Source organism: Pseudomonas sp. IPO3749, from assembly GCF_013386605.1.
Taxonomy (GTDB): Bacteria; Pseudomonadota; Gammaproteobacteria; order Pseudomonadales; family Pseudomonadaceae; genus Aquipseudomonas; species Aquipseudomonas azotoformans_A.
Genome location: NZ_JACARN010000085.1, coordinates 1 through 23190 on the forward strand (window position 1 = coordinate 1; position 23190 = coordinate 23190).

The window sequence follows — 23190 nt, forward strand, 5'->3', positions numbered from 1 at the left end:
CCAGCGCGGGGCAAGCCCGCTCACTACAACCACACAAGGAAAAGCCCCGCAACGATAAGGGTCGTTGCGGGGCTTTTCGGTTTACCCGCCCTAGCGGATCTGGTGTTTGTGCAGCAACCGGTAGAACGTGGGTCGGGAAACCCCCAGTACACGGGCTGCCACACTCAGGTTGTCGCTGTGCCGGTTGAGCACGTCGCACAGCGCCTGACGTTCGGCGCGGTGCTTGTAGTCTTCCAGTGTAGCCATAGGCGGCGAAATTGCCTGTTGGCCCTGTAATCCCAGATCAACGGCTTCTATCTGGCGCCCTTCGGCCAGTACCAGGCCGCGGCGGACGCGGTTGGCCAGCTCGCGCACGTTGCCTGGCCAGGCATGTTCGCCCATCGCCACCAGCGCATCGTCACTGAAACTGCGCGGGCGGCGGCCGGTTTCCTGGCTGTAGAAGCGTGAAAAATGATTGGCCAGCATCGCCACGTCGCCGTGACGATCACGCAAGGGGGCAGTAACCACTTGCAGGACATTGAGGCGGTAATACAAATCTTCGCGGAAGGTGCCCTTCTCCACGGCGGCTTCCAGGTCGACGTGAGTCGCGGCCAATACCCGCACATCAACGGGAATCGGCTGACTGCCGCCGACGCGCTCAATCTGTTTTTCCTGGAGAAAACGCAGCAGGTTGGCTTGCAGCTCCATCGGTAGATCGCCGATCTCATCGAGAAACAGGGTACCGCCGTTGGCCGCTTCGATACGCCCGACCTTGCGCTGGTGGGCGCCGGTAAACGCGCCCTTCTCATGACCGAACAACTCGGATTGAATCAAGTTTTCAGGAATCGCCCCGCAGTTGATCGCCACAAACGGCTTGGCGTGGCGTTGGGATTGGCGGTGCAGGGTCTTGGCCACCAGTTCTTTGCCTGTGCCGCTGTCGCCACGGATCAATACCGGGGATTCGGTGGGCGCCAGTTTGGAGAGCAGCTTGCGCAGTTCGCGGATGGGTCGGCTGTCTCCAAGTAGTTCATGCTCAGGCTCGTCCACCGGCGTGTGGCCCTTGCCCCGCAGGCGTGCCATGCCGAACGCACGGCCAAGGGTGACCTGCACGCGAGCGACATCAAACGGCAAGGTATGGAAATCGAAGAACCATTCACAGACGAAGTCGCCGACGTTCTGCAGGCGCAACACGTCTTGACTGAGCACGGCGATCCACTCGGTGCCGCTGCGGCCGATCAGCTCCTTGACAGCTTCCGGACGCTCCAGGTGATAGGGCTGCAGCCGCAGCAGGCCGACATCGCAGGACCGGTCGCCGACGCCCTCCAACGTGCAGCTGTCCACCTCCCACCCGGCGGTGCGTAAACCGGGCAATAGCCCATGGCAGTCGTCACAGGGGTCGACCACGAGCAAGCGACGCTGCACAGGTGTAACAACCATGACTATTCCTTGGCGTCAAAATTGTTAAAGTTATTTAGAAACAACGGTTTGTGACGCCTGGCGCTAACACTAGCAAGGTCTTGACGCCTGCCTTGTACCGATTCGCTATAAGTCCCGGCAAAAAGCTACTTGCGCGTATCTGGGCAAAAACTTCAGGCCACACCGAAACTTTCATTCAGCTTTCAAAACAGCCGCTTACATGACGTTAATCACTAAAAGTTGAAAATAGTTGCTCTAACATGTGACCCGTACCCCGCCATCGTGCATCAGTACAAGTAACCCGCCGCACGGTCAGCCCAACCGCCGGCACTCACTTGAATGGGCAATGAGAGAGAACCCCACATGAACGCCCCGCTCCGCATCAACGAAGCTCTTTTGATCGCAGACCGTGCCTTCCAGCCCTTTCAGTGCGTGGCCTGGCATGACGGCAATGGCGCCCTGAGCCTGAGCGTCATCGACCGCACCAACAACCGTATCGGCAGCAAACAACTGTCTTCGAGCGCTTATACCGACCCGGCACAACTGGAAGACCTGCTGTTGCAGGCCCGCGCCGAACTCGATAAAAGTGGCTACCAGTTGCAATCCTGGGCAATGCCGAAGTAATCCAACACGGCAACTTGCGCTTATCGGTTTAGATAAGCGCAAGTTCGGTGTTAGAGCGTGTGACGCTTATTGAGCGGCCAGAATAAACCGTTCAATGGCCTCTGCGGCCCCGTCCTCGATATTACTACCGGTTACAACGCTGGCCTGGCGCTTGACGGTTTCTTCAGCCTGGCCCATGGCAATCGACAAGCCGGCCACGTGAAACATTGCCGGATCATTGCCGCCATCACCTATAGCTGCCGTCTGTTCCATCGGGACGCCAAGGTGTGCAGCCAGCGTTTTCAAGGCCTCGCCCTTGTTGGCCAGCATCGCCGTCACATCCAGGTACACCGGCTGTGAACGCGACACCTGAGCCAGCCCCTGCACCTTGGGCTGCAACCGCGCCTCCAGCTCCACCAGCAATTGCGTGTTGTTGCTGGCCGCGACGATTTTATCCACGCGGTCCAGGTAGGGCTCAAAACTCTCTACCACAATCGGCCCGTAGCCCAGGCCATCGGCCTCGCGCTGCACCATCGGCCCTGGCGGGTCGCGGCGCAGCCAGTCGCCATCGGCAAACACCCAGACTTCCACATCCGGCTCCGCCGAGAACAGCGCCAGGGTCACCAGCGCCGCTTCTGCCGGCAGATGATGGGCAACCAGGATGCTGCCATCCGGGTTGATCAGCGTGCCACCGTTAAAACCAGCCACGGGCACATCGATGCCGAAGGTTTCGATCAGGTGCAGCATCGCCTTGGGCGGGCGCCCGCTGGCCAGGCTGAAAAACACCCCGCTGTCACGCAAGGCCCGCACCGCGTCAGCGGTACGTTGGCTGAGGCTGTGATCGGGATGCAGCAAGGTGCCGTCCACGTCACTCAAGATAAAACGGATGGGATGGATCGCGGCGTCACTCATCCGAGGCTATGCCAGGTGCGACCATCACGGGCGAGCAACGCATCGGCCGCAGCCGGGCCGTCTTCACCGGCCTTGTAGGCCTGGATCCCGTCATCTTCCTTCCACGCATCGAGGAATGGCTGCACGGCTCGCCAACCGTTCTCGATGTTGTCCGCGCGCTGGAACAAGGTCTGGTCGCCGGTCATGCAGTCGTAGATCAGGGTTTCGTACCCGGTCGACGGCTGCATCTCGAAGAAGTCCTTGTAGTCAAAGCCCAACTGGATGTTGGCCATTTCCAGGGTCGGCCCAGGCTTTTTCGCCAACAGGTCGAACCACATGCCTTCATTGGGTTGGATCTGGATTTTCAGGTAGGTGGGCTTGAGCTCATCCACTTCTGTATCGCGGAATTGCGCATACGGAGCAGGCTTGAAGCAGATGACGATTTCGGTGTCACGCACACTCATGCGCTTGCCGGTACGCAGGTAAAACGGTACGCCGACCCAGCGCCAGTTGTCGATCATCACCTTGAGGGCAACGAACGTCTCGGTGCTGCTGTCAGGCGCCACGTTGGCTTCTTCGCGATAGCCCGGCAGTGGCTTACCGCCGATTTCACCGGCGGTGTACTGACCGCGTACCGAGTTGGCCCGTGCATCCTCAAGGGACCAGGGGCGCACAGCGCCGATCACCTTGGCCTTTTCACCGCGCACGGCGTCGGCGCCAAAGGCCGCGGGCGGTTCCATGGCAACCATCGCCAGCAACTGGAACAGGTGGTTGGGCACCATGTCGCGCAGGGTGCCGGTCTTCTCGAAGAAGTTGCCACGGGTTTCCACACCGACGGTTTCAGCGGCGGTGATTTGCACGTGGTCAATGTAATGGTTGTTCCAGAACGCTTCGAACAGCACGTTGGAGAAACGGCTGATCAGGATGTTCTGCACCGTTTCCTTGCCCAGGTAATGGTCGATGCGATAGATCTGCTTCTCGCTCATCACCTTGAGCAGGCTGGCGTTCAACGCCTCGGCGGTGGCCAGGTCGGAGCCGAAGGGCTTCTCGATCACCACGCGACGGAAGCTGTCGTCAGTTTCCGTCAGCAGGCCGGCACTGCCCAGGCGCTGCACCACGTCACTGAAGAAGCGCGGTGCGGTGGCCAGGTAGAACACCGCGTTACCCGTGCCGCTGTCAGCGATCTTCTTGCCGATGTCGGCGTAGGTGCTGTCGTCGAGGAAATCCCCCTCGACGTAGCTGATGCCTTTGGCCAGTTGCGCCCACAACCCAGGATCCAAGGCGTCTTCGCCATTACCCCTGACCTTGCTCGCCGCTTCGGTGCGAATGAAGTCTTCGAGTTTCTTGGCGAAGTCGGCGTCGCTGATGGCGTTGTGATCAACGCCGACAATGCGCAGGCCGTCGCCCAGCAGCCCATCACGGCTGAGGTTGTACAGCGCCGGCATGAGCAGGCGCTTGACAAGATCACCGTGGGCACCAAACAGAAACAGTGTGGTGGGCGGAGCAGGTTCGGCCTTGGGTTTCTTGCCGTTGGCGGTCATTTTTTGGAAGTCTCCACGTGGCCACCAAAGCCGAAGCGCATGGCAGACAGCATTTTGTCACCGTAAGTGCTCTGCTGACGCGAACGGAAGCGTGCGAACAGCGAAGTGGACAGTACCGGCACCGGCACGGCTTGTTCCATGGCGGCTTCGATGGTCCAGCGGCCTTCGCCACTGTCGGCCACGGAGCCGGAGTAACCGTCGAGTTTCGGGTCAGTGGCCAGGGCGTCGGCGGTCAGGTCCAACAGCCAGGACGAGACCACGCTGCCACGGCGCCAGACTTCAGCGATATCGGCCACATTCAGGTCGAAGCGTTGGTCTTCGGGCAGGTTTTCCGAGTTCTTGGTCTTGAGGATGTCAAAGCCTTCGGCAAACGCCTGCATCATCCCGTACTCGATGCCGTTGTGGATCATCTTGACGAAGTGCCCGGAGCCCGCAGGGCCTGCGTGGATGTAGCCTTGCTCGGCGCGCGGGTCAGCGCTGTCTGAACGGTCCTTGGTGCGCGGGATATTGCCCAGGCCTGGGGCGAGGCTCTTGAAGATCGGATCGAGGCGCTGCACGGTCTCGGCGTCGCCACCGATCATCATGCAGTAGCCACGCTCCAGGCCCCAGACGCCGCCGGAGGTGCCGACGTCAACATAGTGCAGGCCTTTTTCCGCCAGGGACTTGGCGCGGCGAACGTCGTCCTTATAGTTGGTGTTACCGCCGTCGATGATGGCGTCACCGTCTTCCAGCAGCGTGCTCAATTCATTGATGGTGTCTTCGGTCGGTGCGCCGGCTGGCAGCATCACCCATACGGTGCGCGGCTTTTGCAGCCCAGCCACCAGGGCCTTGAGGTCGGCAACGCCGGTGGCGCCCTCTTCGCTCAGGCCTTTCACAAAGGCTTCGTTACGGTCGTAAACAACGGTGGTATGCCCATTGAGCATCAGGCGCCGTGCAATATTCCCGCCCATGCGGCCTAGTCCGATAATCCCCAGTTGCATGTGCTGATGCTCCTAACTACTAAAAAAATGTGTGCATAGTTTATAGCGCAATGAGGCCAATGAGGGTTAGTCAGGCGGATATCGATGTAGTTTCATGGAAAAAAGCTGCCACCATTTCAGCATCACGGCACAAAAAGTCACACGACCATCAAAAATAAAAAAGTTCCATTACCCGAAAAAAGAATTCAGAATTGTCCTGACTGCTGCCGAGAACCTCGACTCAAGTGTTCTGGCACACCGCGACACACCGGCTATTTGCGAGGTAAGCAATGAGCACTGCACAGATGAATCGTCCGCCACAGACCCTCTACGTCACCATTCGACGCGACGAGTTGCGCCAGTTGAAAGACGAGCGCGAACAGTTGCAGCAAGAAGTCTTGCGCCTGCGCACGCACATCATCCAAGCCCAGTTGGAACAGCCCTCCGGCGCCCAGCCACTGCTGTGCTAACCCCTGACATCGCTTTGTAAGATTACGCCTACAAAAATCTCACAAAGTTTTCACACGCCTCTCCCGATACTCCCGCCCGAAGGGCCACCCCATGCAAGGGTGGCCTCTGTTGCGCGCAGCCCTGCGTGTCGACTGAAAAAATATCGGGTTGGAGCGCTGGATGGCGATGTTCGAACGCAGCACGAAGTCTGCGAAAGGCTTTGATTGGGCCGGTCTTGGCTGGCTATTTCTGTTTTTCTGGTACTTCTCGGGTATTACCCAACTGCTGATTCAGCTCAGTGGCACCTCCGGTTTCAGTGGTTTCCGCCAGGCCTTTTTCATGAGTGCGATCTGGTTGGCGCCACTGCTGATATTCCCCCGTCGTACGCGCTTGCTCGCCGCCTTGATCGGTGTGGTCTTGTGGGCCTGTTCCATGGCCAGCCTGGGTTACTTCTTCATTTATCAGCAGGAATTCTCCCAAAGCGTCATCTTCATCATGTTCGAGTCGAACATCTCTGAAGCCGGTGAATACGCGACCCAATATTTCGCCTGGTGGATCGTGCTGGCGTTTGTTGCCCACACCGCCGTCGCCATTTTCCTATGGACCCGGGTAAGACCGGTGTACCTGCCACGCGGTCAGGCACTGATAGCGGCGACGGCGATTCTGGTGGGCATCGTCGGTTACCCGCTGGTCAAGCAGATCGCCCGCAGCGACACCCTCGACGATGCCATCGACCGCTTTGAATCGCGCATCGAACCCGCCGTGCCGTGGCAGATGATCGTCGCTTACCGCCGCTACACCGAGCAGCTGGACAACATGCAAGGCATGCTCGACAGCGCCAGCCAGATTCCGCCCCTGACCAACCTGAAGGACACCATGGCCGGCCAGCCGTCCACGTTGGTGCTGGTCATCGGTGAGTCGACCAACCGCCAGCGCATGAGCCTCTACGGCTACCCGCGCAACACCACGCCAGAGTTGGACAAACTGCGCGACCAACTGGCGGTGTTCGACAATGTCATCACCCCGCGCCCCTACACCATCGAGGCGTTGCAACAGGTACTGACGTTCGCCGACGAGGAAAACCCGGACCTGTACCTGAAGACGCCGTCGATTGTCAGCGTGATGAAACAGGCGGGCTACAAGACCTACTGGATCACCAACCAGCAGACCATGACCAAGCGCAACACCATGCTCACGACCTTTTCCGAACAGGCCGATGAACAGGTGTACCTGAACAACAACCGCAACCAGAACGCCCGCCAATACGACGGCGATGTGCTGGCACCGTTTTCCAAGGCGCTGGCGGATCCTGCGGAGCGTAAATTCATTGTGGTCCACTTGCTGGGCACCCACATGAGCTACCAATACCGCTACCCGCCGACCTTCGACAAATTCACCGACCGCCAGGGCGTGCCGGCAGGCGTGACCGACGATCAGTTGCCCACCTACAACAGCTACGACAACGCCGTGCTGTACAACGACTTCGTGGTGTCGAGCCTGATCAAGGACTACGCCAAGACTGACCCCAATGGCTTCCTGCTGTACCTGTCGGACCACGGCGAAGACGTGTTCGACTCGGCGGGCCACGCGACCCTGGGCCGTAACGAAGCCAAGCCGACTGCGCCGATGTACACCATTCCGTTCATGGCGTATGCCTCGCCAAAATGGCGGGAAACCCACGACTGGAGCTTTGCCGGCGATTTACGGCGGCCCTACAGCAGTTCGCAGTTGATTCACACCTGGGCGGACCTTGCCGGGCTGAGCTTCAAAGAGCTGGACCGTACGAAAAGCCTGGTGAGCGACAGCTTCACGCCGCGCCCGCAAATGATCGGCAACCCCTATCTGCGCCAGCAAAAACCGCTGATCGACTTCAGCCTGATCAAACCAAAAAAAGTCAGCCCCACCGACGTTGTACTTCAGGAAAAACCGGCGCTGTAACAGAAAGATAACAATCATTCTCGTTTAACCCTAAAGTTCCTCCCCTCCTTTCGTCTTTGAACCATGGCCTTTTCCGACCGGAAAGGCCGCAAAGACGACAAGGAGTCTTCCGCGATGTTCGCGCCTTTCACCCGTTCCATGACCCTCACCCTGGGCCTCTTCAGTGTGGCCACCAGCCCTGCTCTGTTGGCTGAAACCGACCCCGAAAACAAAGCCCTCGAGCTGGGCGCCACCCGCATCTCCGCCGAAGGCCTGGGCGCCACCACCGAACACACCGGGGCCTACACCACCGGCTCCATGAGTACCGCCACCCGCCTCAACCTGTCCGTCAAGGAAACCCCGCAATCGATCTCGGTGATCACTCGCCAGCAGATGGACGACTTCAATCTCAATACCTTGACCGAGGTGTTGCGCCAGACCACAGGGGTCAACGTCCAGCACAATGACTCGGACCGTGTGTCCTATTCATCGCGCGGCTATGGCATCAGCAACTTCCAGATTGACGGGATGCTCAACACGTTTGGCTACATGAAGTCCGATTCCGACACCATCATCTATGACCACATCGAAGTGGTGCGCGGCGCCACGGGCTTGACCACCGGCGCCGGAGACCCTTCCGCCACGGTCAATATGGTGCGCAAACGCCCGACGGCCCAATGGCAAGCGCAAACCGGGGTCAAGGCCGGCAGCTATGACAACTACTACAGCTACGTAGACGTGGGCGGTCCGCTGGCATTTGACGGCAAGCTGCGCGGACGGACGGTATTGGCCTACCGCGACAGCCAATCCTTTCGCGACAATTACGGGCTGCAACGGGCGGTCGGCTACGGCATCCTTGAAGGCGACCTATCAGACGATACGGTCTTGGCCGTAGGCTTTGATTACCAGAACAAGCAGGTCCAAGGCACCTCCTGGGGCACCGTGCCCTACTGGAACAGCCAGGGAGGCAAGGCCGGGCTGTCCCGCTCCACCAATATGGCGGCGCACTGGAGTTCCTGGCCGCTCACAGACAAGACCACCTTTGCCACCCTCGATCACCGGCTCGGCGGTGACTGGCATTTGAAAGCGGCCTATACCCATCGCCAAAGCGACACGGATGGCAAGGTGTACTACGGCGGCGCGGGTTTCCCCAATGACGACCGCAGCGGCATGACCGCCTGGGCGAGCCACATGCGCGGCACCTCGAGAATGGAAGCGGTAGACCTCAACCTCGCCGGCAGCTACGCCCTGTTGGGCCGCGAACATGCACTGATGATGGGGTATGGCGAGGCGACACAGCGCGACGTGTCTCCGGTGATGCGCAGCAACATTCCGGACAGCTACTACACAATCGAAGACTGGAAATACATGGGCGGGATCGGCAAGTTCGGCGACACCGTCACCGACCTCAAGGGCGAGCACAGCAGCAAGCAACAGAAAGCCGGTTACCTGGCTACGCGCCTGAGCCTCACCGACCGCCTGCATGCAGTACTCGGAAGCCGCTATGGCAGCTGGGAACTGGAAAGCGCGGCGCCTGAATACGATGGCAATGATCAGCTACTCAGAACCAACAAGACCCGCCAGACCCACAACGATATGTGGACGCCCTACGCTGGCTTGCTTTACGACATCACGCCGGAGTACACCGTTTACGCGAGCTACACCGACATTTTCAAGCCGCAGAGCCTCAAGGACGTCAGCAACAAATACCTGGAGCCGGTGGTGGGCAGCAACTATGAGGTCGGCCTCAAGGGGAGTCTGTTGAATGAGCGCCTGAACGTCGCGGCCGCGTATTTCTGGAGCAAGCAGGACAACGTTGCCGAACGGGATTATTCGGTGCCACCAAACCCAACCACCGGTGAGGAGTACTACAAGTCCGGCGGCAAAGGTAACAAGGTCAACGGCTTCGAATTGGAGGTCGCCGGCGAAGTGATGCCGGACTGGAACCTGACGGCAGGCTACACCTATACCCACTCGGTGAATGGCACGGACAAGCGCAACAACACCGGGCAACCGCTCAACCTGGTGAAGGTCTCCAGCGCCTACCGGTTGCCGGGGGCATGGCGCAACCTGACGGTGGGCGGCGCGGTCAACTGGCAAAGCGATATCTACGAATTCAGCAACAGGCCTACAGGGGAACGCGTGGGCAGTAGGCTAGTGACCGAGCGCGCGAAAATCACCCAACAGGCCTACACCGTGGTCAACCTGATGTCGCGCTACCAGTTTGACGAGCAGGTTTCGGCGTCGATCAACGTCAACAATCTATTTGATAAAAAATATTACGAACGCGTCGGCTTTTATAACGGCGTTTATTGGGGCGACCCGCGTACTGTAACGCTTGCACTGGATTGGAAGCTTTAAAACACACTCCGCGCACACTCCAACCTTAACGAAATCGTTAAGGTTGGACGCTATCCAGTTAAGCTTCGCTTAATCGACCCTGCACATAATCGGCCCCACGAGTCTGATCTAAGAGAACAGACACCGATCACACTTATGGGACTACCGACGATGAAACTCTCAACTCTGATGCTTGCTGGCTTGATGACCCTGACCTCCGCTGCTGCCTTCGCCGAGGGCGGCGCAGAGCGCTCCAAAGAGTTTTATGCCAACTTCAAGTTCATGCAGGACAAGGCGAACGGCACAGCCGAACAAACAGCCTCCAGCGATGTAAAGCAGTCAAACGCGAATGATACAGCGCAACCAAAAAGTTAAGGCAACGTTAACACCTTTGTCATTCCGCTCCGTTGACAAGGGCTAATTTGGCGCCACTCAGTGGCGCCTTTTTTTATTTCGGGTTTAACCCAATAGTTTATAAAGGCTTATTCCAAAACAACATTGCACCATAAGCCGGATCAAACTTGGCGCCATCAAAGCCGAACTTGCGATAAGCCGACTTCGCCACTTCATTACCCTCAAGCACTTCCAGGGTGATCTTGCAGCAGCCGCGTTGACGGGCGATTTCCTCGACCTTTTGCAGCATTTTCTGACTCAAGCCCAAGCCACGGAATTGATCCATCACCACCACGTCGTGCACGTTGACCAATGGGCGGCAGGCGAAGGTCGAGAACCCTTCAAAACAATTCACCAGCCCGGCCGGCTCTCCGTTCACAAATGCCAATACGCTGAACGCGTGCGCACGCTTGGCCAATTCTGCCGGCAACTGCGCCAGCAAATCCGGGTCCAGGCTGTGCCCTCCCCCCATGGGATCTTCGGCGTAATGATTGAGCACCAAAGCGATGGCTTCGGCATGCACGGCATTGGTGTAGCTGGCTTGCAGCACCAGGATGTCAGGGGTGTCCATTTCCTTCCTCGATAACGGCAACAAGGGATTCGGCTCCCTTTGAGAGGCATGATTGTAAGCGTGGACGCGCCGTTAACTGAAGGAGATTAACTACAAATAGGCGTTTGAAAACGCCCAGGTTATCGCCCTAAAAAGGTCGGCACTGCCCGCTCCGCAGGTTTCTTCGCACAGGCCTCAGGCAAAACGCTGCAATTGCATTTCTTGCAGGCGGCTCAAGGTACGGCGGAAGGGAAACTCCAGGTAACCCTCGGTATAGAGCTGTTCGAGCGGCACCTGCGCCTCAATGTATAACGGCACTTTACGGTCGTAGCACTCGTCCACCAAGGCGATAAACCGCCGCACGCTGTCATCGTGCACCGACAGCTCGGGCAATTCGCGATCACCTGCGACCACTCGCTGCGCACCATCTTCGGTACCACGGGCGATCCGACCAGGTCGTTTTTGCGCGCTAAGGTTAGGCACTTCGCCCAGCAGGATCGCCTTGAAACGATCGCAGATCAGCATGAAATCCATGGCGGCCAAGGGTTGCTCGCACAGATCGGCATAACGGCACCACAGCACAGTGTCGCTCGATTGCACCGCAACGATAGAGCGATGCCCCACAGCAACCGGCCCGCTGCGGGTTGGCTGGCCGTCGGCCAATTGCTTGAACACGCCGGCCAGCGCCTCGGGCTGATTGACCCAATAGCGTTGAAGGCTCACACCCGGATGCAACCGGTGATCCTCTCCCCCATCCACCGCGACCACCTGCAGGTGCTGTTGTATGGCCGCAATTCCCGGCAGTAACCGCTCGCGGTTAAAACCATCGGCATACAGCTGGTCGGGCGGTTGGTTGGAGGTGCAGACCATCACCACGCCTTCCTCGAACATCACCTGAAACAGGCGCCCCAGGATAATCGCGTCCCCGATGTCATTGACGAACAGTTCGTCAAAGCACAGCACCCGCACTTCCCGGCTCAATTCCCGAGCAAGCGCCTGCAAAGGATCGTGCGTGCCGGTCAGGTGAAACAGGCGTTGATGCACCCAGCCCATGAAGTGGTGAAAATGCTGGCGACGCGCCGGCACCCTCAGGCTTTGGTAGAACTGATCCATCAGCCAGGTCTTGCCACGGCCCACCGGCCCCCACAGGTAAACGCCTGTGATCGGCGTACGGCCTTGGTGCAAGGCTTCATGGCAGGTTTGCAGCGCATCCACCGCGCGGCGCTGGGCGTCGTCGGCCACGAAGCCCTGTTGAGCGATGGCGTGTTGGTAGGCCGCAAGGGGCGAGTCGAAAGTCATGCCCGCCAGTATGACCTACAGGGAAATATCCAGCCGCGAAATCTTGCCCTGTTCGTTCAAGCGAAAGGTGTAGCGCAGCTCCAAGGGGCTGCCGGGAAAATTGCCGGACACCACGTTGCTAACCAATACTTTGCCCGTACGGTGTTGCACCTTGAGCACTTCGACCCTTGGCTGGTAACGGCGCGCGGTGTCTTCCATCCAGCGCGCGATGGCAGCAGTGCCAACTTGATGCTGCCCCTCGTCGAACACATTGGCGTCGTCGGCAAAACAGCGGGCGACCGCCGAGGTGTCACGGGCATTGGCGGCTTCGAGGTAGGCCACGATGGCCGGTGCCAACTCAGGAATAGACATGGCACAGCTCCTTTCTTGATGATTTGTGACGCCATGCTAAGCCAGGGTTGTGTCAGTTTTTGTCAGGAGTAAACGGCCCGGACTCATTCTGTTCCATCAGCTTGCGCCAGCCGCGCAGCCAGTCACTGCGCCGCCCCGGATAACGCTCGCCATGGGCTTGCGCGCTCGCCACGCGGTCGGTACGAAAGGTGCGATACGCGCCACGCAACTCACACCAGGCCACAATCACCCGCACTTCATTCAGGAAACCCAGGGCCAGGGGCCAGATCAGGCGCTGGCTCTGGGTTTGGCTGGCGTCCGCGTAATCGATATGCAGCTTGGCCTGATTGCGAATGGCCTCGCGAAACACATTCAGCGGCACGCGGTTCTCCGGGTAACCGAACCCAGGCGGGCCGGGCAACACCGTCGGGTTGCGCAAGGCTTCCTGGGCGGCGGGGTCGAGCACATCGGCGATTTTTGCCAAGGCGTTGGCGGCGGCACGGCTGAGTACCTCATCGCCACGCTGGTCCACGTAGCGCAAGCCCAGCACGATGGCCTCGGTTTCCTCGGCGTTCAGCATCAATGGCGGGAGAAACAACCCGCTGCGCAGCACATAACCTACCCCCGCCTCGCCGAAAATCGGCGCTCCCAGCGCCGTTAATTCCGCGATATCACGGTAAAGCGTGCGCTCGGACACCTCCAGCTGCGCCGCCAACACGGCAGCCGTCACCGGGCGTTTCTTACCGCGCAAAGCCTGGAGCAAAGTCAGTAGACGAGTGGTACGCGACACGGAAAGCCCCGCCAGAAAACAAAAGTGCCACAGCTTAGCAGAGCCCCCTGTCAGAAAACGTCAGCAGTGAAAAAGGCCCTTGACCGAATAAATTATAGCGATCATATTTAATACATGTTGCTAGACATGTATGGAACATCACTGCCTCAGGAGTCCTTGTATGCGCAATAAAGTCTTTGGCCGCCGCAGCGGTCTGCAGGTATCTGAACTGGCCTTGGGCACCGGTAATTTCGGTACGGGCTGGGGCCATGGCGCCGAGCGCGATGAAGCCAAACAGATTTTCGACGGCTACTTGGAAGCCGGCGGCAACTTCCTCGATACCGCCAACGGCTACCAGTTTGGCCAGGCTGAAAAACTGCTGGGTGAATTTATCGCCACCGAGCGCGACAACCTGGTAGTGGCCACCAAGTACACCCTGCGCACTCAGCCGTCGGATGAAGGCACGATCAAGCTCGGCAACAACCGCAAGAACCTGGTTCGCTCGGTGGAAGAAAGTCTGAAGCGTCTGAACACCGACCGCATCGACCTGCTCTGGGCGCACATGAGCGACAACGTCACGCCCATGGAAGAGATCCTGCGCGGCCTCGATGACCTCGTCCGTGCCGGCAAGATCCACTACGCCGGCCTTTCCAACTTCCCGGCCTGGCGCATTGCCCGCGCCGACCTGCTGGCCGAAGTGCGCAACTTCGCGCCGATCATCGGCATTCAGGTGGAATACAGCCTGGTCGAGCGCACCGCCGACCGCGAACTGCTGCCGATGGCCGAAGCCCTGGGCCTGGCTGCCACCCTGTGGTCGCCCCTCGGCGGCGGCTTCCTCACCGGCAAGTACCGCAACACCCAGGACGACAACCGCGCCAACAAACTCGGGATCCTGGTGCACGCCGAACACAGTGCCCGTGAAACCGCCGTGTTGGATACCCTGCTGGCAGTCGCCGCCGAAGTGGACGCCTCGCCAACCCACGTTGCCATCGCCTGGCTGCGAGAAAAGGCGCGCCGCTCCACCACCGCACTGATCCCGATCCTGGGCTCACGCACTCGCGCCCAACTGGACAGCACCTTGGGCGCGCTGACTGTGCAACTGTCGGCCGAGCAAGTCAGCCGTCTCGACAACGCCAGCGCTATACCTCTAGGTGTACCGCACGGCATCATCGCCGAGCGTTTCCCCATCGATCACGGCCTGGACACTCCTCGCCCACCCGTTATCTGAGGCGAAAAAAAACGGCCTGTCGAACAGGCCGTTTTTTTATTCAGCGATCCCGCTTAAGCCAGGCTCTTGCTGACCACCTCAAACACATCGCTCGACAGCTCACCCGAAGCCCGAATGCGCTCCAGCTCCGCCTTCATCAGCGCCTGGCGCGCGCTGTCGTATTTGCGCCAGCGGGTCAACGGCGCCAACTGGCGCGACGCGATCTGCGGGTTGAAGCCATTCAACTCGATCACCAGGTCTGCCAGGAAGCGATAACCCGAACCGTCCGCCGCATGGAAGTTGATCAGGTTCTGCCCGGCAAACGCGCCAATCAATGCACGCACCTTGTTCGGGTTCTTCAGCGTGAACGCGGGATGCTCCATCAACGCCTTCACCCGCGCCAGCCCGCCCGGCAAGGTACTGCCGGCCTGTACGCTGAACCACTGGTCCATGACCAGCGGGTTGTCCTTGAAGTTCTCGGCAAACACCGCCAGGGCCTGGGCCTTCTCCGCTTCGAACGGCGAATTCACCAGCACCGCCAGCGCGGTCAGGCGCTCGGTCATGTTGTCGGCGGTGTCGAACTGTTCGAGAGTCGCCGCCAACACTTCCGGCTTGCCGCTGAGCATCAGGTACGACAGCGCAATGTTCTGCAAGGCGCGACGGGCAAAGTGCTCGGCCGCTGCCACATACGGCGTTTGCTTGGACAGCTCGCGATTGGCCTGATATCGCAGCCACAGCGCTTCGTGCAGGTTGTCCGCCAGTTGCTTGCGGGCAAATTCACGGGCGGCGTGGATGGCATCCACATCCGCTACTTCGCTGATTTCGGTCAGATAGGCTTCACCCGGCAACGACAGCATCTCTGCAACCATGGCTTGATCCAGGCTTTCGTCGCTCAACACGCCGCGCAGCGCGGTGATCAAACGCTGATCCATGTGCAACACCTGGCCCTGCTGATGCTGAGCGATCAGTTCCTGCAATACCTGCACCGACAACTGCTGGCCGGCATCCCAGCGGTTGAAGCCGTCGCTGTCATGCTGCATCAGGAACATCAGTTGATCGCGGTTGTACGGGAAGCTCAGCTTCACCGGTGCCGAGAAACCGCGCAGCAGCGAAGGCAATGGCTGCTCAGGAATATCGACGAAGGTGAAGGTCTGCTCGGCTTCAGTCACGGAAATAACACGGGATGTCGCGCCAGCCACCGCTTCCCCGGCCAGGCGCAAGGCGATACCGGTGCCCTTCCCGTCCAGCAAGCCCAGTTCCACCGGAATCACGAACGGCAGTTTTTCCACTTTGTCCGGGGTTTCCGGGCAGCTCTGGCGGAAGTTCAGGCTGTAGGTTTTCGCCGTGGCGCCGTAGGACTCGCTCACCGCCAGGCGTGGCGTGCCGGCCTGGCTGTACCAGCGCTTGAACTGGGTCAGGTCGGCGCCATTGGCGTCTTCCATGGCCTTGATGAAATCATCACAGGTCACGGCCTGGCCGTCATGGCGTTCGAAGTACAGGTCGCTGCCTTTGCGGAAGCCTTCGGCACCGAGCAAGGTGTGGATCATGCCCACAACTTCCGAGCCCTTTTCGTACACAGTCAAGGTGTAGAAGTTGGAGATTTCGATAAAGCTGTCCGGACGCACCGCGTGGGCCATCGGGCCGGCATCTTCGGCAAACTGGTGGGTACGCAGGTACGCCACGTCCTGGATGCGCTTGACCGTGGCCGAGTTCATGTCGGCGGAGAACTGCGAGTCACGGTAAACGGTGAAGCCTTCCTTGAGCGACAGCTGGAACCAGTCGCGGCAAGTCACGCGGTTGCCCGACCAGTTGTGGAAGTATTCGTGGGCGACGATCGCCTCGACCCGCTGGTGCGCGGCGTCGGTAGCGGTTTCGGCGCGGGCCAGCACGGCGCTGGAGTTGAAGATGTTCAGGCCCTTGTTTTCCATGGCGCCCATGTTGAAGTCGTTCACCGCCACGATCATGAAGATGTCGAGGTCGTACTCGCGACCGTAGGTTTCTTCGTCCCAGCGCATGGATTTTTTCAGGCTGGTCATGGCGTGCTGGCACTTGTCGATGTTTTCCGGCTCGACGTAGATGCGCAGCGCCACATCACGATCCGTCATGGTGGTGAAGGTGTCTTCGACACACCACAAATCACCGGCCACCAGGGCAAACAGGTACGCCGGCTTCTTGAACGGGTCTTCCCAGGTCGCCCAGTGGCGGCCATCTTCACCGGGGCCGCTGGCAATCGGGTTGCCGTTGGACAGCAGGATCGGGTAGCGATGCTGCTCGGCGATCACCGTGGTGGTGAAGGTGCTCATCACGTCCGGGCGGTCGAGGTAATAAGTGATCTTGCGGAAACCTTCGGCCTCGCACTGGGTGCAGAACATGCTGCCGGACTTGTACAGGCCTTCCAGGGCGGTGTTGGTTTCCGGGTGGATTTTTACCGTGGTGTCCAGGGTAAAGGTCGCACTGGTCGGCTGCACCGTCAGGTGGCTGTCGGTCAACTGGTAGTCATCAGCGCCCAATTCCTGGTCGGCAAGGTTCACGCTCAACAGCTCAAGCTGCTGGCCGTCCAGCACCAATGGCGGCAAACCGGCGCCGCGCTCAGGGTTGCGGCGCATCACCAGTTGCGCGTGGACCAGGCTGTGGTCCTCGAACAACTCGAAGGTCAGGTGCGTCTCTTCGATCAGGTAGTCCGGCGCCTGATAGTCCTTCAGGTAGATCATCTTCGGTTGTTCGGTGCGCATGGGTGGCATCCTTCTACTGATGCACGGCGAGCTGGTAGGCCGTGTACTTACGAATGTTGATAACGCCGGTGTCGAAGATCAGGTATTGGCCCTTGATCCCCAGCAGCGTGCCTTCGGCAATCGGGTTCTTGTCCAGGTTGAAGCTGACGATCTTGGCCGGATACTGCTCGACCGGGTAGCGGATTTCGATCGGCTCAATGTCGGTTACCGCTTGGATAGCCTGCAGGCCAAAGCGTTCCTGCAAACCGAGCAAGCCTTCGGCGCAGGAGGCGAACAGCTCATCGCGCACCTGCTTGAGGTCGACGGCTTGGGCATCGCCCTTGAGCAGCGCACGCCAGTTGGTCTTGTCGGCGACCTGGCTGCGAAACAGGTCTTCGACGAAACCAGACTGCTGGCGGGTCGCCACGCGCATGATCGGCAGCGCCTGGCTCGCACCCTGGTCCAGCCAGCGCGTCGGCAACTGGGTGGCGCGGGTGATGCCGACCTTGATCCCCGACGAATTCGCCAGGTACACCACGTGGTCGGTCATACAGAATTTTTCGCCCCAGCCCGGATCGCGGCAGGTGCCGGCGTCGTAATGACAACGTTCGGGGCTCATGATGCACAGGTCACACTGGGCCAGCTTGGTCATGCACGGGTAGCAGTAACCCTGGCTGAAGCTGGTCTTGGTCTTGCGGCCGCAATGGCTGCAATGGATGGCACCGAGGTATTCCAGGCGTACGTGGGTACCGATCAACGGGTTGACCGGCACCTCGACATCGCCCAGGCGAAACGCGTATTGAACGGTCGGCTCACCGAGTTGCGCCGACATTTTGCTGACTGCACCGCGACCAATTTCAATCAATGGATCGCATCCGACTTGAACAGGATGTTCGGCACCGGAGCCGACTTGGACGCACATTCCTGCGGGCCCATGTAGCCGGTGCGCTGCTCTTCCGGCAGGTTCTGGATTTCCCAGGCGATCATGGCCTGCAACGACAGCTCGCGCTGTTCGGCGGAGAGCTTGCGGCCATCAGACCACTTGCCGATTTCCACAGCGAGCTTGAGGCTCTCGTAAATATCCGGGGTGATGTTTTCGATCATTTCAGCAAAAGAGGACATAAGGCTCTTCCTTATCAAAGAGAGGCTTTGCGGCGGCTGTACAGCCCGCCCAGCAAACCCGTCAGGCAACCGATAACCAGGCCGCCGACATGGGCAGCGTTGGCGATTTCGCCGAAACCGATCATCGAGACCAGCCCCGACAGGCAAAGCAGCAGCCATACCAGCATCATCACCAGCACCCCACGGGGCAGGCGATAGGCCGGGTTGGGCGAGAGTAATTGAAAAATCCAGCAATGCCCGAGCAGGCCATACAGCACGCCGGACAACCCACCGAACAGGCCAGGGCCGCCAAAAACGTATTGAGCGTAGTTCGACACCAGGCTGAACAACAGCGTCAGGCCCAGCAAGTTGATGCTGCCCTGGCGCGCTTCGATGCGCCGCCCCAGCTCCCAGTACCACATGCCGTTCATGGCCAGGTGCAGGATGCCGAAGTGGATCAGCATCGGCGTGACCAGGCGCCACCACTGCCCCGCTGCCAGGCTATCGGCCAGCGGCGTGAACTGAATGTACTCGCCGATGATGCGAAACTGCAGGAACGTCAGCCAGCTCATGGCTTGCAGGTTTTCACCGAGCAGGGTCACGGCGCCCACGATGATACTTGCCAGCAGCACCAACGCGGTTAACGGGCTGTGCCGCAGTTGCTGGAGAAACCCAGGGCGCTTGATCGGTGCCTGCTCGGGAATATCCAGTTGCTGGTCCGGGTCACCCGCTGGAAAGCGTTGATACAGCACTCGCACGTCGTCGCTGATGGTTTCCGGCACCCACAACACCTGCTCGCCCGCCTCTTCGCTGACGCGGTGGGGCACTTGCATGCGTTGCAGCAACTGGACAAAGCCGCCCAGGTCAACACTCAGGGGCAGGCGCAATACAGCCACGGTACTCATTTGATGACCTCGGGGCGCTCAACGTCGACCCATACGAATTTACTCGGATCCAGGCGGGTTTCCTGATCCAGGCGATAAGCCACCAGCTTGCCGTACAGCACGGCGCTGTAGTCCAGGCAAGCCAGGTTCTCGCGGATCGGCGCCGGTTTGCCGCTGCGCCAGTAGTGACCGACGAACAACAAGGGTTCGTCGACGCCGTAGCGCAGCAGGGAATTCTTTTCGGTGGAAGACAACGGCGTACGCGCTACCGGTTCCGGCAACGCGTCGGGCTGGAACACGATGTCGCCGTAGGTCTTGGGGTCGTCTTCCCAGAACTTGGTGCGAAAGAACGAGCGCGTCAGGCCATCGCCGCCGGTCAGCGTGAGGCCATCGGGCAGGCGCATGTCGGTGCCGCGCAGCAACCGGTCGAAGGCGTTGCAGGCAAAACTGCCCGGCACGGCGGCAGCCTGCAGGAAATGCGCGTCGATGCAGCCGTCGGGGAAGGTCGCGCGCAGCGGCTGGATAAAGCCCTCGTCCCAGCACGCATGCACCACACGGAAACGCCCAGCGTCGACAAACAGCGGCATGTCGTAGAACCAGCCCAGGAAATCATGCCAGTCGCCCGGGTGGTGTTCGAACTGGGTCAGGGTCTCGTGGATCAACCGCGCGTGCCGTGGGTTGTGCTCGCGCACAAACTGCTTGCCACTGCCTGGCGGTGCCGGCGTGGTCCAGCCCAGGGCGTTGAATTCATGGTTGCCCATGATGCACAGCGCCTGGCCGGCCTCGGCCATGTCGTGGACGATATGCAGCGCCTCGCGAATGCGCGGGCCACGGTCGATGATATCGCCGAGGAACACCGCCATGCGCGAAGGATGGCGCCAGGTGCCACCCTGCTTGTGGTAGCCCAACCGGTCGAGCAAATGCTCAAGGGTGTGGGCGCAACCGTGCACGTCACCAATCAGGTCGTAGCTACGCGCGGGATCGAGCATCAGTCGCCTCCACCCCCCAAGCGGCTGCCCCAGCCCAGCTTGGTGCGGCACACTTCGTAGTAGTTGTGGTCCAGCGGGTGGATCAACCGCAACTTCTGTGCCTTCTTGCTCACGGTGATGGTGTCACCGGGGGCGCAGGTGAAATGGTTCTGCCCGTCACACGACACCTGCGGGTAGATCTGCATGTCTTTGGACACCACGATTTTCAGCTCACTGTTGCCGTCGACCACAATCGGCCTGCTCGACAACATATGGGGGTACATCGGCACGATCACAATGGCATCCAGCTTGGGATGCATGATCGGGCCACCCGCCGACAACGCATAGGCGGTGGAGCCGGTGGGCGTGGCTACAATCAGGCCGTCAGCCTTCTGGCTGCACACGAACTGGCCGTCTATATAGAGTTCGAACTCGATCATCCGCGTTGACTTGCCAGGGTGCAGCACCACGTCATTCAGGGCGTCGCCCTGGCCGATGGCTTCGCCGTGGCGGCGCACTTCGGCTTGCAGCAGGAAGCGGTTCTCCACCAGGTAATGGCCATCAAGCACCTTGGCCACTTCGACTTCCAGCTCATCCGGGCGGATATCGGTAAGGAAACCCAGGCTGCCGCGGTTGATCCCCAGCACCGGCACGTTATGCCGCGCCAAGGCACGGGCGGCCCCCAACAAGCTGCCGTCGCCGCCGACCACAATCACCATGTCACAGACTTCGCCGAGCATCTTGCGTGACGAGGTCTGCAGGCCGTGGCCGGGGAGGATTTCAGCGATGGTGTCTTCGAGGATCACATGCAGGTGGCGGTCCAGCAGGAATTTTTTCAGCCGGCGGACGGTGTCCAACACCTGGGTACTGCCCAGGCGACCGATAATGCCGATATTGCGAAATTGCTCCATGGGGCTCCTGCGGGATGTGGGGTGTGGCAAAAAGAAGGATTATGGGCGAAAGGCCGCCCCAGGCAAAATCCTTTGTCGCCGTGACGCCTTGATGACAATGGTTCTCAGCCACCTGCCCGGCACTTAAAAGGCTATGCTCGGACCATGACTGTGTTCCCGGATCTGCATAACCTGCCCCGCCAGCTGCGCCACCCCGAAGTGCGCGACCTGGCGTGGGTGATGCTCGCCCCGCCGATGCTGGCGCAGACACCTTGGCCGCAACGCCATCCGCTTGCCGGTAGCGATTGGGTGCAGGCCCCGCATTTACTGGAGCAGTGGTTGCGCCAACTCGACCGGGACAGCAGCACCTTGCAGCAGTGGTTGAGCCAGTCGCGCACCCGGCGCCTGGGCCTGTATTACGAACGCTTGTGGCAGTTCGCCGTGCAGCATGCGCCGGGGGTTGAGTTGCTGGCGGCCAACCTGCCGATTCGGCGTGCCGGGCATACCTTGGGCGAGTTGGACATGTTGCTGCGTGACCGCGACGGCGTGCATCACCTGGAACTGGCGATCAAACTCTATCTCGGGCCGCAGGATGGCAATGGCCAGGACACGGCGCAGTGGTTGGGACCTGGCTGTCATGACCGGCTGGATCGAAAACTGGCGCACCTGGCCCAGCACCAACTGCCCATCTCAGCGCGGGCGGAAAGTCGCGAGGCGTTGGCGGCGTTGGATATCCAGCAGTTCGATGCGCATTTGTGGCTCGGCGGTTATCTGCTGTATCCCTGGCCTGGCGAGGCCCAAGCCCCCACTGGCGCCCATCCGCACCATTTGCGTGGGCGCTGGTTGCATCAGCGCGATTGGCAAGCGTTTGTCAGCCGTAGCCAACCCGGCCGCTGGCAACCCCTGCCCCGGCATGCGTGGTTGGCGCCAGCGCATTACACGGCGGATCACGTCTGGAGTGAAGAACAGATGCGTGGCTGGCTGGCGGAGCTGGATCCGATGGCGCCGGCGCAGTTGTTGGTGCGCATGGTTCAAGTGGACGAGGATTGGGAGGAAGCCGAGCGGTTGTTTCTGGTGGCGGATCTTTGGCCCGATGTCCCAGGTAAAACCTGACCTGCGCCCTACCCGGCCCCGCTCTCGCTGAGGAAGATCTGCTGGGGCAATTTAAAACCCCTCAACTTGAGCAACGCCAGCGGCCCCGCATCCAACTCGGTGCGCAGATGCCAAATCAGGTTTAAACCATCGGGAGCCTTGAGCACCATGCGGTAGCGGCTGTCACCATCGTCCAGCGGCGTGACCTGGGCTTTTTCCAGCAAGCGGATGAGGCCCCAGGTACCGGGGTAATCACCGAACAACCGTTCGCCGGCCAGCAGGCTGGTCCAGCTCAGGCTCACGCCGGGATAGTCACTGTGCCCCGGCCAATTGAAACGCTGCCAGCTCTCTTTCTGGTTGAAGTACTGGTGTTTGTCGCCGTTGAGGATGAAGGTGGTTTGCACCACATCGCGCACGGGCTTGCCTTGCAGCTCAAAGCTCAGCCCCATGCCGCCGTCGGTGTAGAGCACATCGGCCAGGTCGCTGAGCTGGTTGATGGCCGCCAGAAATTGCGGGTTAAAGCGCAGCCCTTGGCTGTGGCGTGGATCGGCTACCCAACGGCTACCCTCCTTGCGCAACACGCCGCTCAGTTGCCGCTGCAAGAACTGCTCGATGCGCCCAGAGTCTGCACGGATCATCTGGCCCAGCATCGGCAAAGACGCGTCACTGGTAGTAGCTGTGAACGGATAGCGGCTGGCGAACGCATCGTTCCAATGGCTGACGATTGAGCGTTGCCATTGGCTATTGATCCCGGCGGCAGATGGTTGCAAAACACGTTGCCAAGCGTGCTCAAGCGGTTGTACGAACAGCGTTTGTGCCGCCCCACCCCACTCCGAGCCCAGGCTGGCCGCCAATAAGTTCCCATACGCTTGCGTGTCGCTCAGGTCGATGCTGCGACCT

At 60.1% G+C, this 23190-nt stretch carries 22 protein-coding genes; 7 read left to right on the forward strand and 15 right to left on the reverse strand.

Translation table 11 applies throughout. From position 1 onward, the window contains the following. Positions 1-90 precede the first annotated feature (90 nt). Positions 91-1416 (reverse strand): sigma-54 dependent transcriptional regulator, encoded by a 1326-nt coding sequence (locus HX812_RS27650; protein ID WP_038845301.1) that lies wholly within the window; start codon positions 1414-1416, stop codon positions 91-93. Between the two features lie 342 nt (positions 1417-1758). Here HX812_RS27650 and HX812_RS27655 point away from each other — a divergent pair, with 342 nt between their 5' ends. Beyond that, positions 1759-2019 carry a hypothetical protein gene (locus tag HX812_RS27655; protein WP_033897462.1) on the forward strand — a complete coding sequence of 87 codons (261 nt, stop codon included), beginning with the start codon at positions 1759-1761 and terminating at the stop codon, positions 2017-2019. A 66-nt stretch (positions 2020-2085) separates the two neighbouring features. Here the strand turns inward: HX812_RS27655 and HX812_RS27660 are convergent, their stop codons facing one another. The 3 genes from HX812_RS27660 to gnd are packed head-to-tail and all read right to left on the reverse strand — an operon-like array spanning position 2086 to position 5410. Further along, on the reverse strand, positions 2086-2910 hold the full coding sequence (locus HX812_RS27660) for a Cof-type HAD-IIB family hydrolase (RefSeq protein WP_038845300.1): 825 nt from the start codon (positions 2908-2910) through the stop codon (positions 2086-2088). Next, positions 2907-4430, reverse strand: a complete 1524-nt coding sequence (zwf, locus tag HX812_RS27665) for a glucose-6-phosphate dehydrogenase (RefSeq protein ID WP_038845297.1) — start codon at positions 4428-4430, stop codon at positions 2907-2909. Before zwf ends, HX812_RS27660 begins: the two co-directional genes overlap by 4 nt. Next, entirely contained in the window at positions 4427-5410 is a 984-nt protein-coding gene (gene gnd, locus HX812_RS27670) for a phosphogluconate dehydrogenase (NAD(+)-dependent, decarboxylating) (RefSeq protein WP_038845296.1), read from the reverse strand. The genes zwf and gnd overlap by 4 nt, the downstream gene beginning before the upstream one ends. A 269-nt stretch (positions 5411-5679) precedes the next feature. Between gnd and HX812_RS27675 the strand changes: the two genes are divergently transcribed. The 4 genes from HX812_RS27675 to HX812_RS27690 all read left to right on the forward strand — a co-directional run bounded on the left by HX812_RS27675 (position 5680) and on the right by HX812_RS27690 (position 10471). Next, complete coding sequence (locus HX812_RS27675) at positions 5680-5859, forward strand: DUF6026 family protein (RefSeq protein WP_256348963.1); 180 nt, start codon at positions 5680-5682, stop codon at positions 5857-5859. Between the two features lie 160 nt (positions 5860-6019). Further along, a complete protein-coding gene (locus HX812_RS27680) occupies positions 6020-7777 on the forward strand; it encodes a phosphoethanolamine transferase CptA (RefSeq protein WP_038845295.1) in 1758 nt (585 codons plus the stop codon). A gap of 114 nt (positions 7778-7891) precedes the next feature. After that, positions 7892-10117 carry a TonB-dependent siderophore receptor gene (locus HX812_RS27685; RefSeq protein WP_038845294.1) on the forward strand — a complete coding sequence of 742 codons (2226 nt, stop codon included), beginning with the start codon at positions 7892-7894 and terminating at the stop codon, positions 10115-10117. Positions 10118-10267: 150 nt separating this feature from the next. Then, positions 10268-10471, forward strand: coding sequence for a hypothetical protein (locus HX812_RS27690; RefSeq protein ID WP_038845293.1), 204 nt, complete (start codon positions 10268-10270; stop codon positions 10469-10471). 97 nt (positions 10472-10568) lie between these two features. Here the strand turns inward: HX812_RS27690 and HX812_RS27695 are convergent, their stop codons facing one another. The 4 genes from HX812_RS27695 to HX812_RS27710 all read right to left on the reverse strand — a co-directional run bounded on the left by HX812_RS27695 (position 10569) and on the right by HX812_RS27710 (position 13458). Next, entirely contained in the window at positions 10569-11060 is a 492-nt protein-coding gene (locus HX812_RS27695; RefSeq protein WP_033897456.1) for a GNAT family N-acetyltransferase, read from the reverse strand. Positions 11061-11234: 174 nt separating this feature from the next. After that, entirely contained in the window at positions 11235-12338 is a 1104-nt protein-coding gene (gene zapE / locus HX812_RS27700; RefSeq protein ID WP_038845292.1) for a cell division protein ZapE, read from the reverse strand. Positions 12339-12353: 15 nt separating this feature from the next. Then, positions 12354-12689: a nuclear transport factor 2 family protein gene (locus HX812_RS27705; protein WP_033897454.1), complete on the reverse strand. Its 336-nt coding sequence runs from the start codon at positions 12687-12689 to the stop codon at positions 12354-12356. A 52-nt stretch (positions 12690-12741) separates the two neighbouring features. Then, positions 12742-13458, reverse strand: a complete 717-nt coding sequence (locus HX812_RS27710) for a YafY family protein (protein WP_038845289.1) — start codon at positions 13456-13458, stop codon at positions 12742-12744. A gap of 160 nt (positions 13459-13618) precedes the next feature. Between HX812_RS27710 and HX812_RS27715 the strand changes: the two genes are divergently transcribed. Continuing rightward, the gene (locus HX812_RS27715) at positions 13619-14665 is read left to right on the forward strand and encodes an aldo/keto reductase (RefSeq protein WP_038845287.1); all 1047 of its coding nucleotides are present in this window, start codon (positions 13619-13621) and stop codon (positions 14663-14665) included. A gap of 53 nt (positions 14666-14718) precedes the next feature. Here HX812_RS27715 and pepN read toward each other — a convergent pair whose 3' ends face one another. The 6 genes from pepN to HX812_RS27745 are packed head-to-tail and all read right to left on the reverse strand — an operon-like array spanning position 14719 to position 21219. Beyond that, a complete protein-coding gene (gene pepN, locus HX812_RS27720; protein WP_038845286.1) occupies positions 14719-17376 on the reverse strand; it encodes an aminopeptidase N in 2658 nt (885 codons plus the stop codon). A 13-nt stretch (positions 17377-17389) separates the two neighbouring features. Then, the gene (locus HX812_RS27725; RefSeq protein WP_038845285.1) at positions 17390-18220 is read right to left on the reverse strand and encodes a DUF2797 domain-containing protein; all 831 of its coding nucleotides are present in this window, start codon (positions 18218-18220) and stop codon (positions 17390-17392) included. After that, positions 18217-18477 (reverse strand): YeaC family protein, encoded by a 261-nt coding sequence (locus HX812_RS27730; RefSeq protein ID WP_033902243.1) that lies wholly within the window; start codon positions 18475-18477, stop codon positions 18217-18219. Before HX812_RS27730 ends, HX812_RS27725 begins: the two co-directional genes overlap by 4 nt. Before the next feature lie 14 nt (positions 18478-18491). Then, entirely contained in the window at positions 18492-19361 is an 870-nt protein-coding gene (locus tag HX812_RS27735) for a rhomboid family intramembrane serine protease (RefSeq protein WP_038845283.1), read from the reverse strand. Beyond that, a complete protein-coding gene (locus HX812_RS27740; RefSeq protein WP_371318421.1) occupies positions 19358-20332 on the reverse strand; it encodes a metallophosphoesterase in 975 nt (324 codons plus the stop codon). Before HX812_RS27740 ends, HX812_RS27735 begins: the two co-directional genes overlap by 4 nt. After that, the gene (locus tag HX812_RS27745) at positions 20329-21219 is read right to left on the reverse strand and encodes an NAD(+) kinase (RefSeq protein ID WP_038845279.1); all 891 of its coding nucleotides are present in this window, start codon (positions 21217-21219) and stop codon (positions 20329-20331) included. Before HX812_RS27745 ends, HX812_RS27740 begins: the two co-directional genes overlap by 4 nt. A gap of 144 nt (positions 21220-21363) precedes the next feature. On the opposite strand from HX812_RS27745, the gene HX812_RS27750 reads away from it, so the two are divergent. After that, a complete protein-coding gene (locus HX812_RS27750) occupies positions 21364-22311 on the forward strand; it encodes a DUF1853 family protein (protein WP_038845276.1) in 948 nt (315 codons plus the stop codon). 8 nt (positions 22312-22319) lie between these two features. On the opposite strand, the gene HX812_RS27755 is transcribed toward HX812_RS27750, so the two are convergent. Then, the coding region (locus tag HX812_RS27755; RefSeq protein WP_306173396.1) for a type VI secretion IcmF C-terminal domain-containing protein at positions 22320-23190 on the reverse strand (871 nt) is incomplete at its 5' end.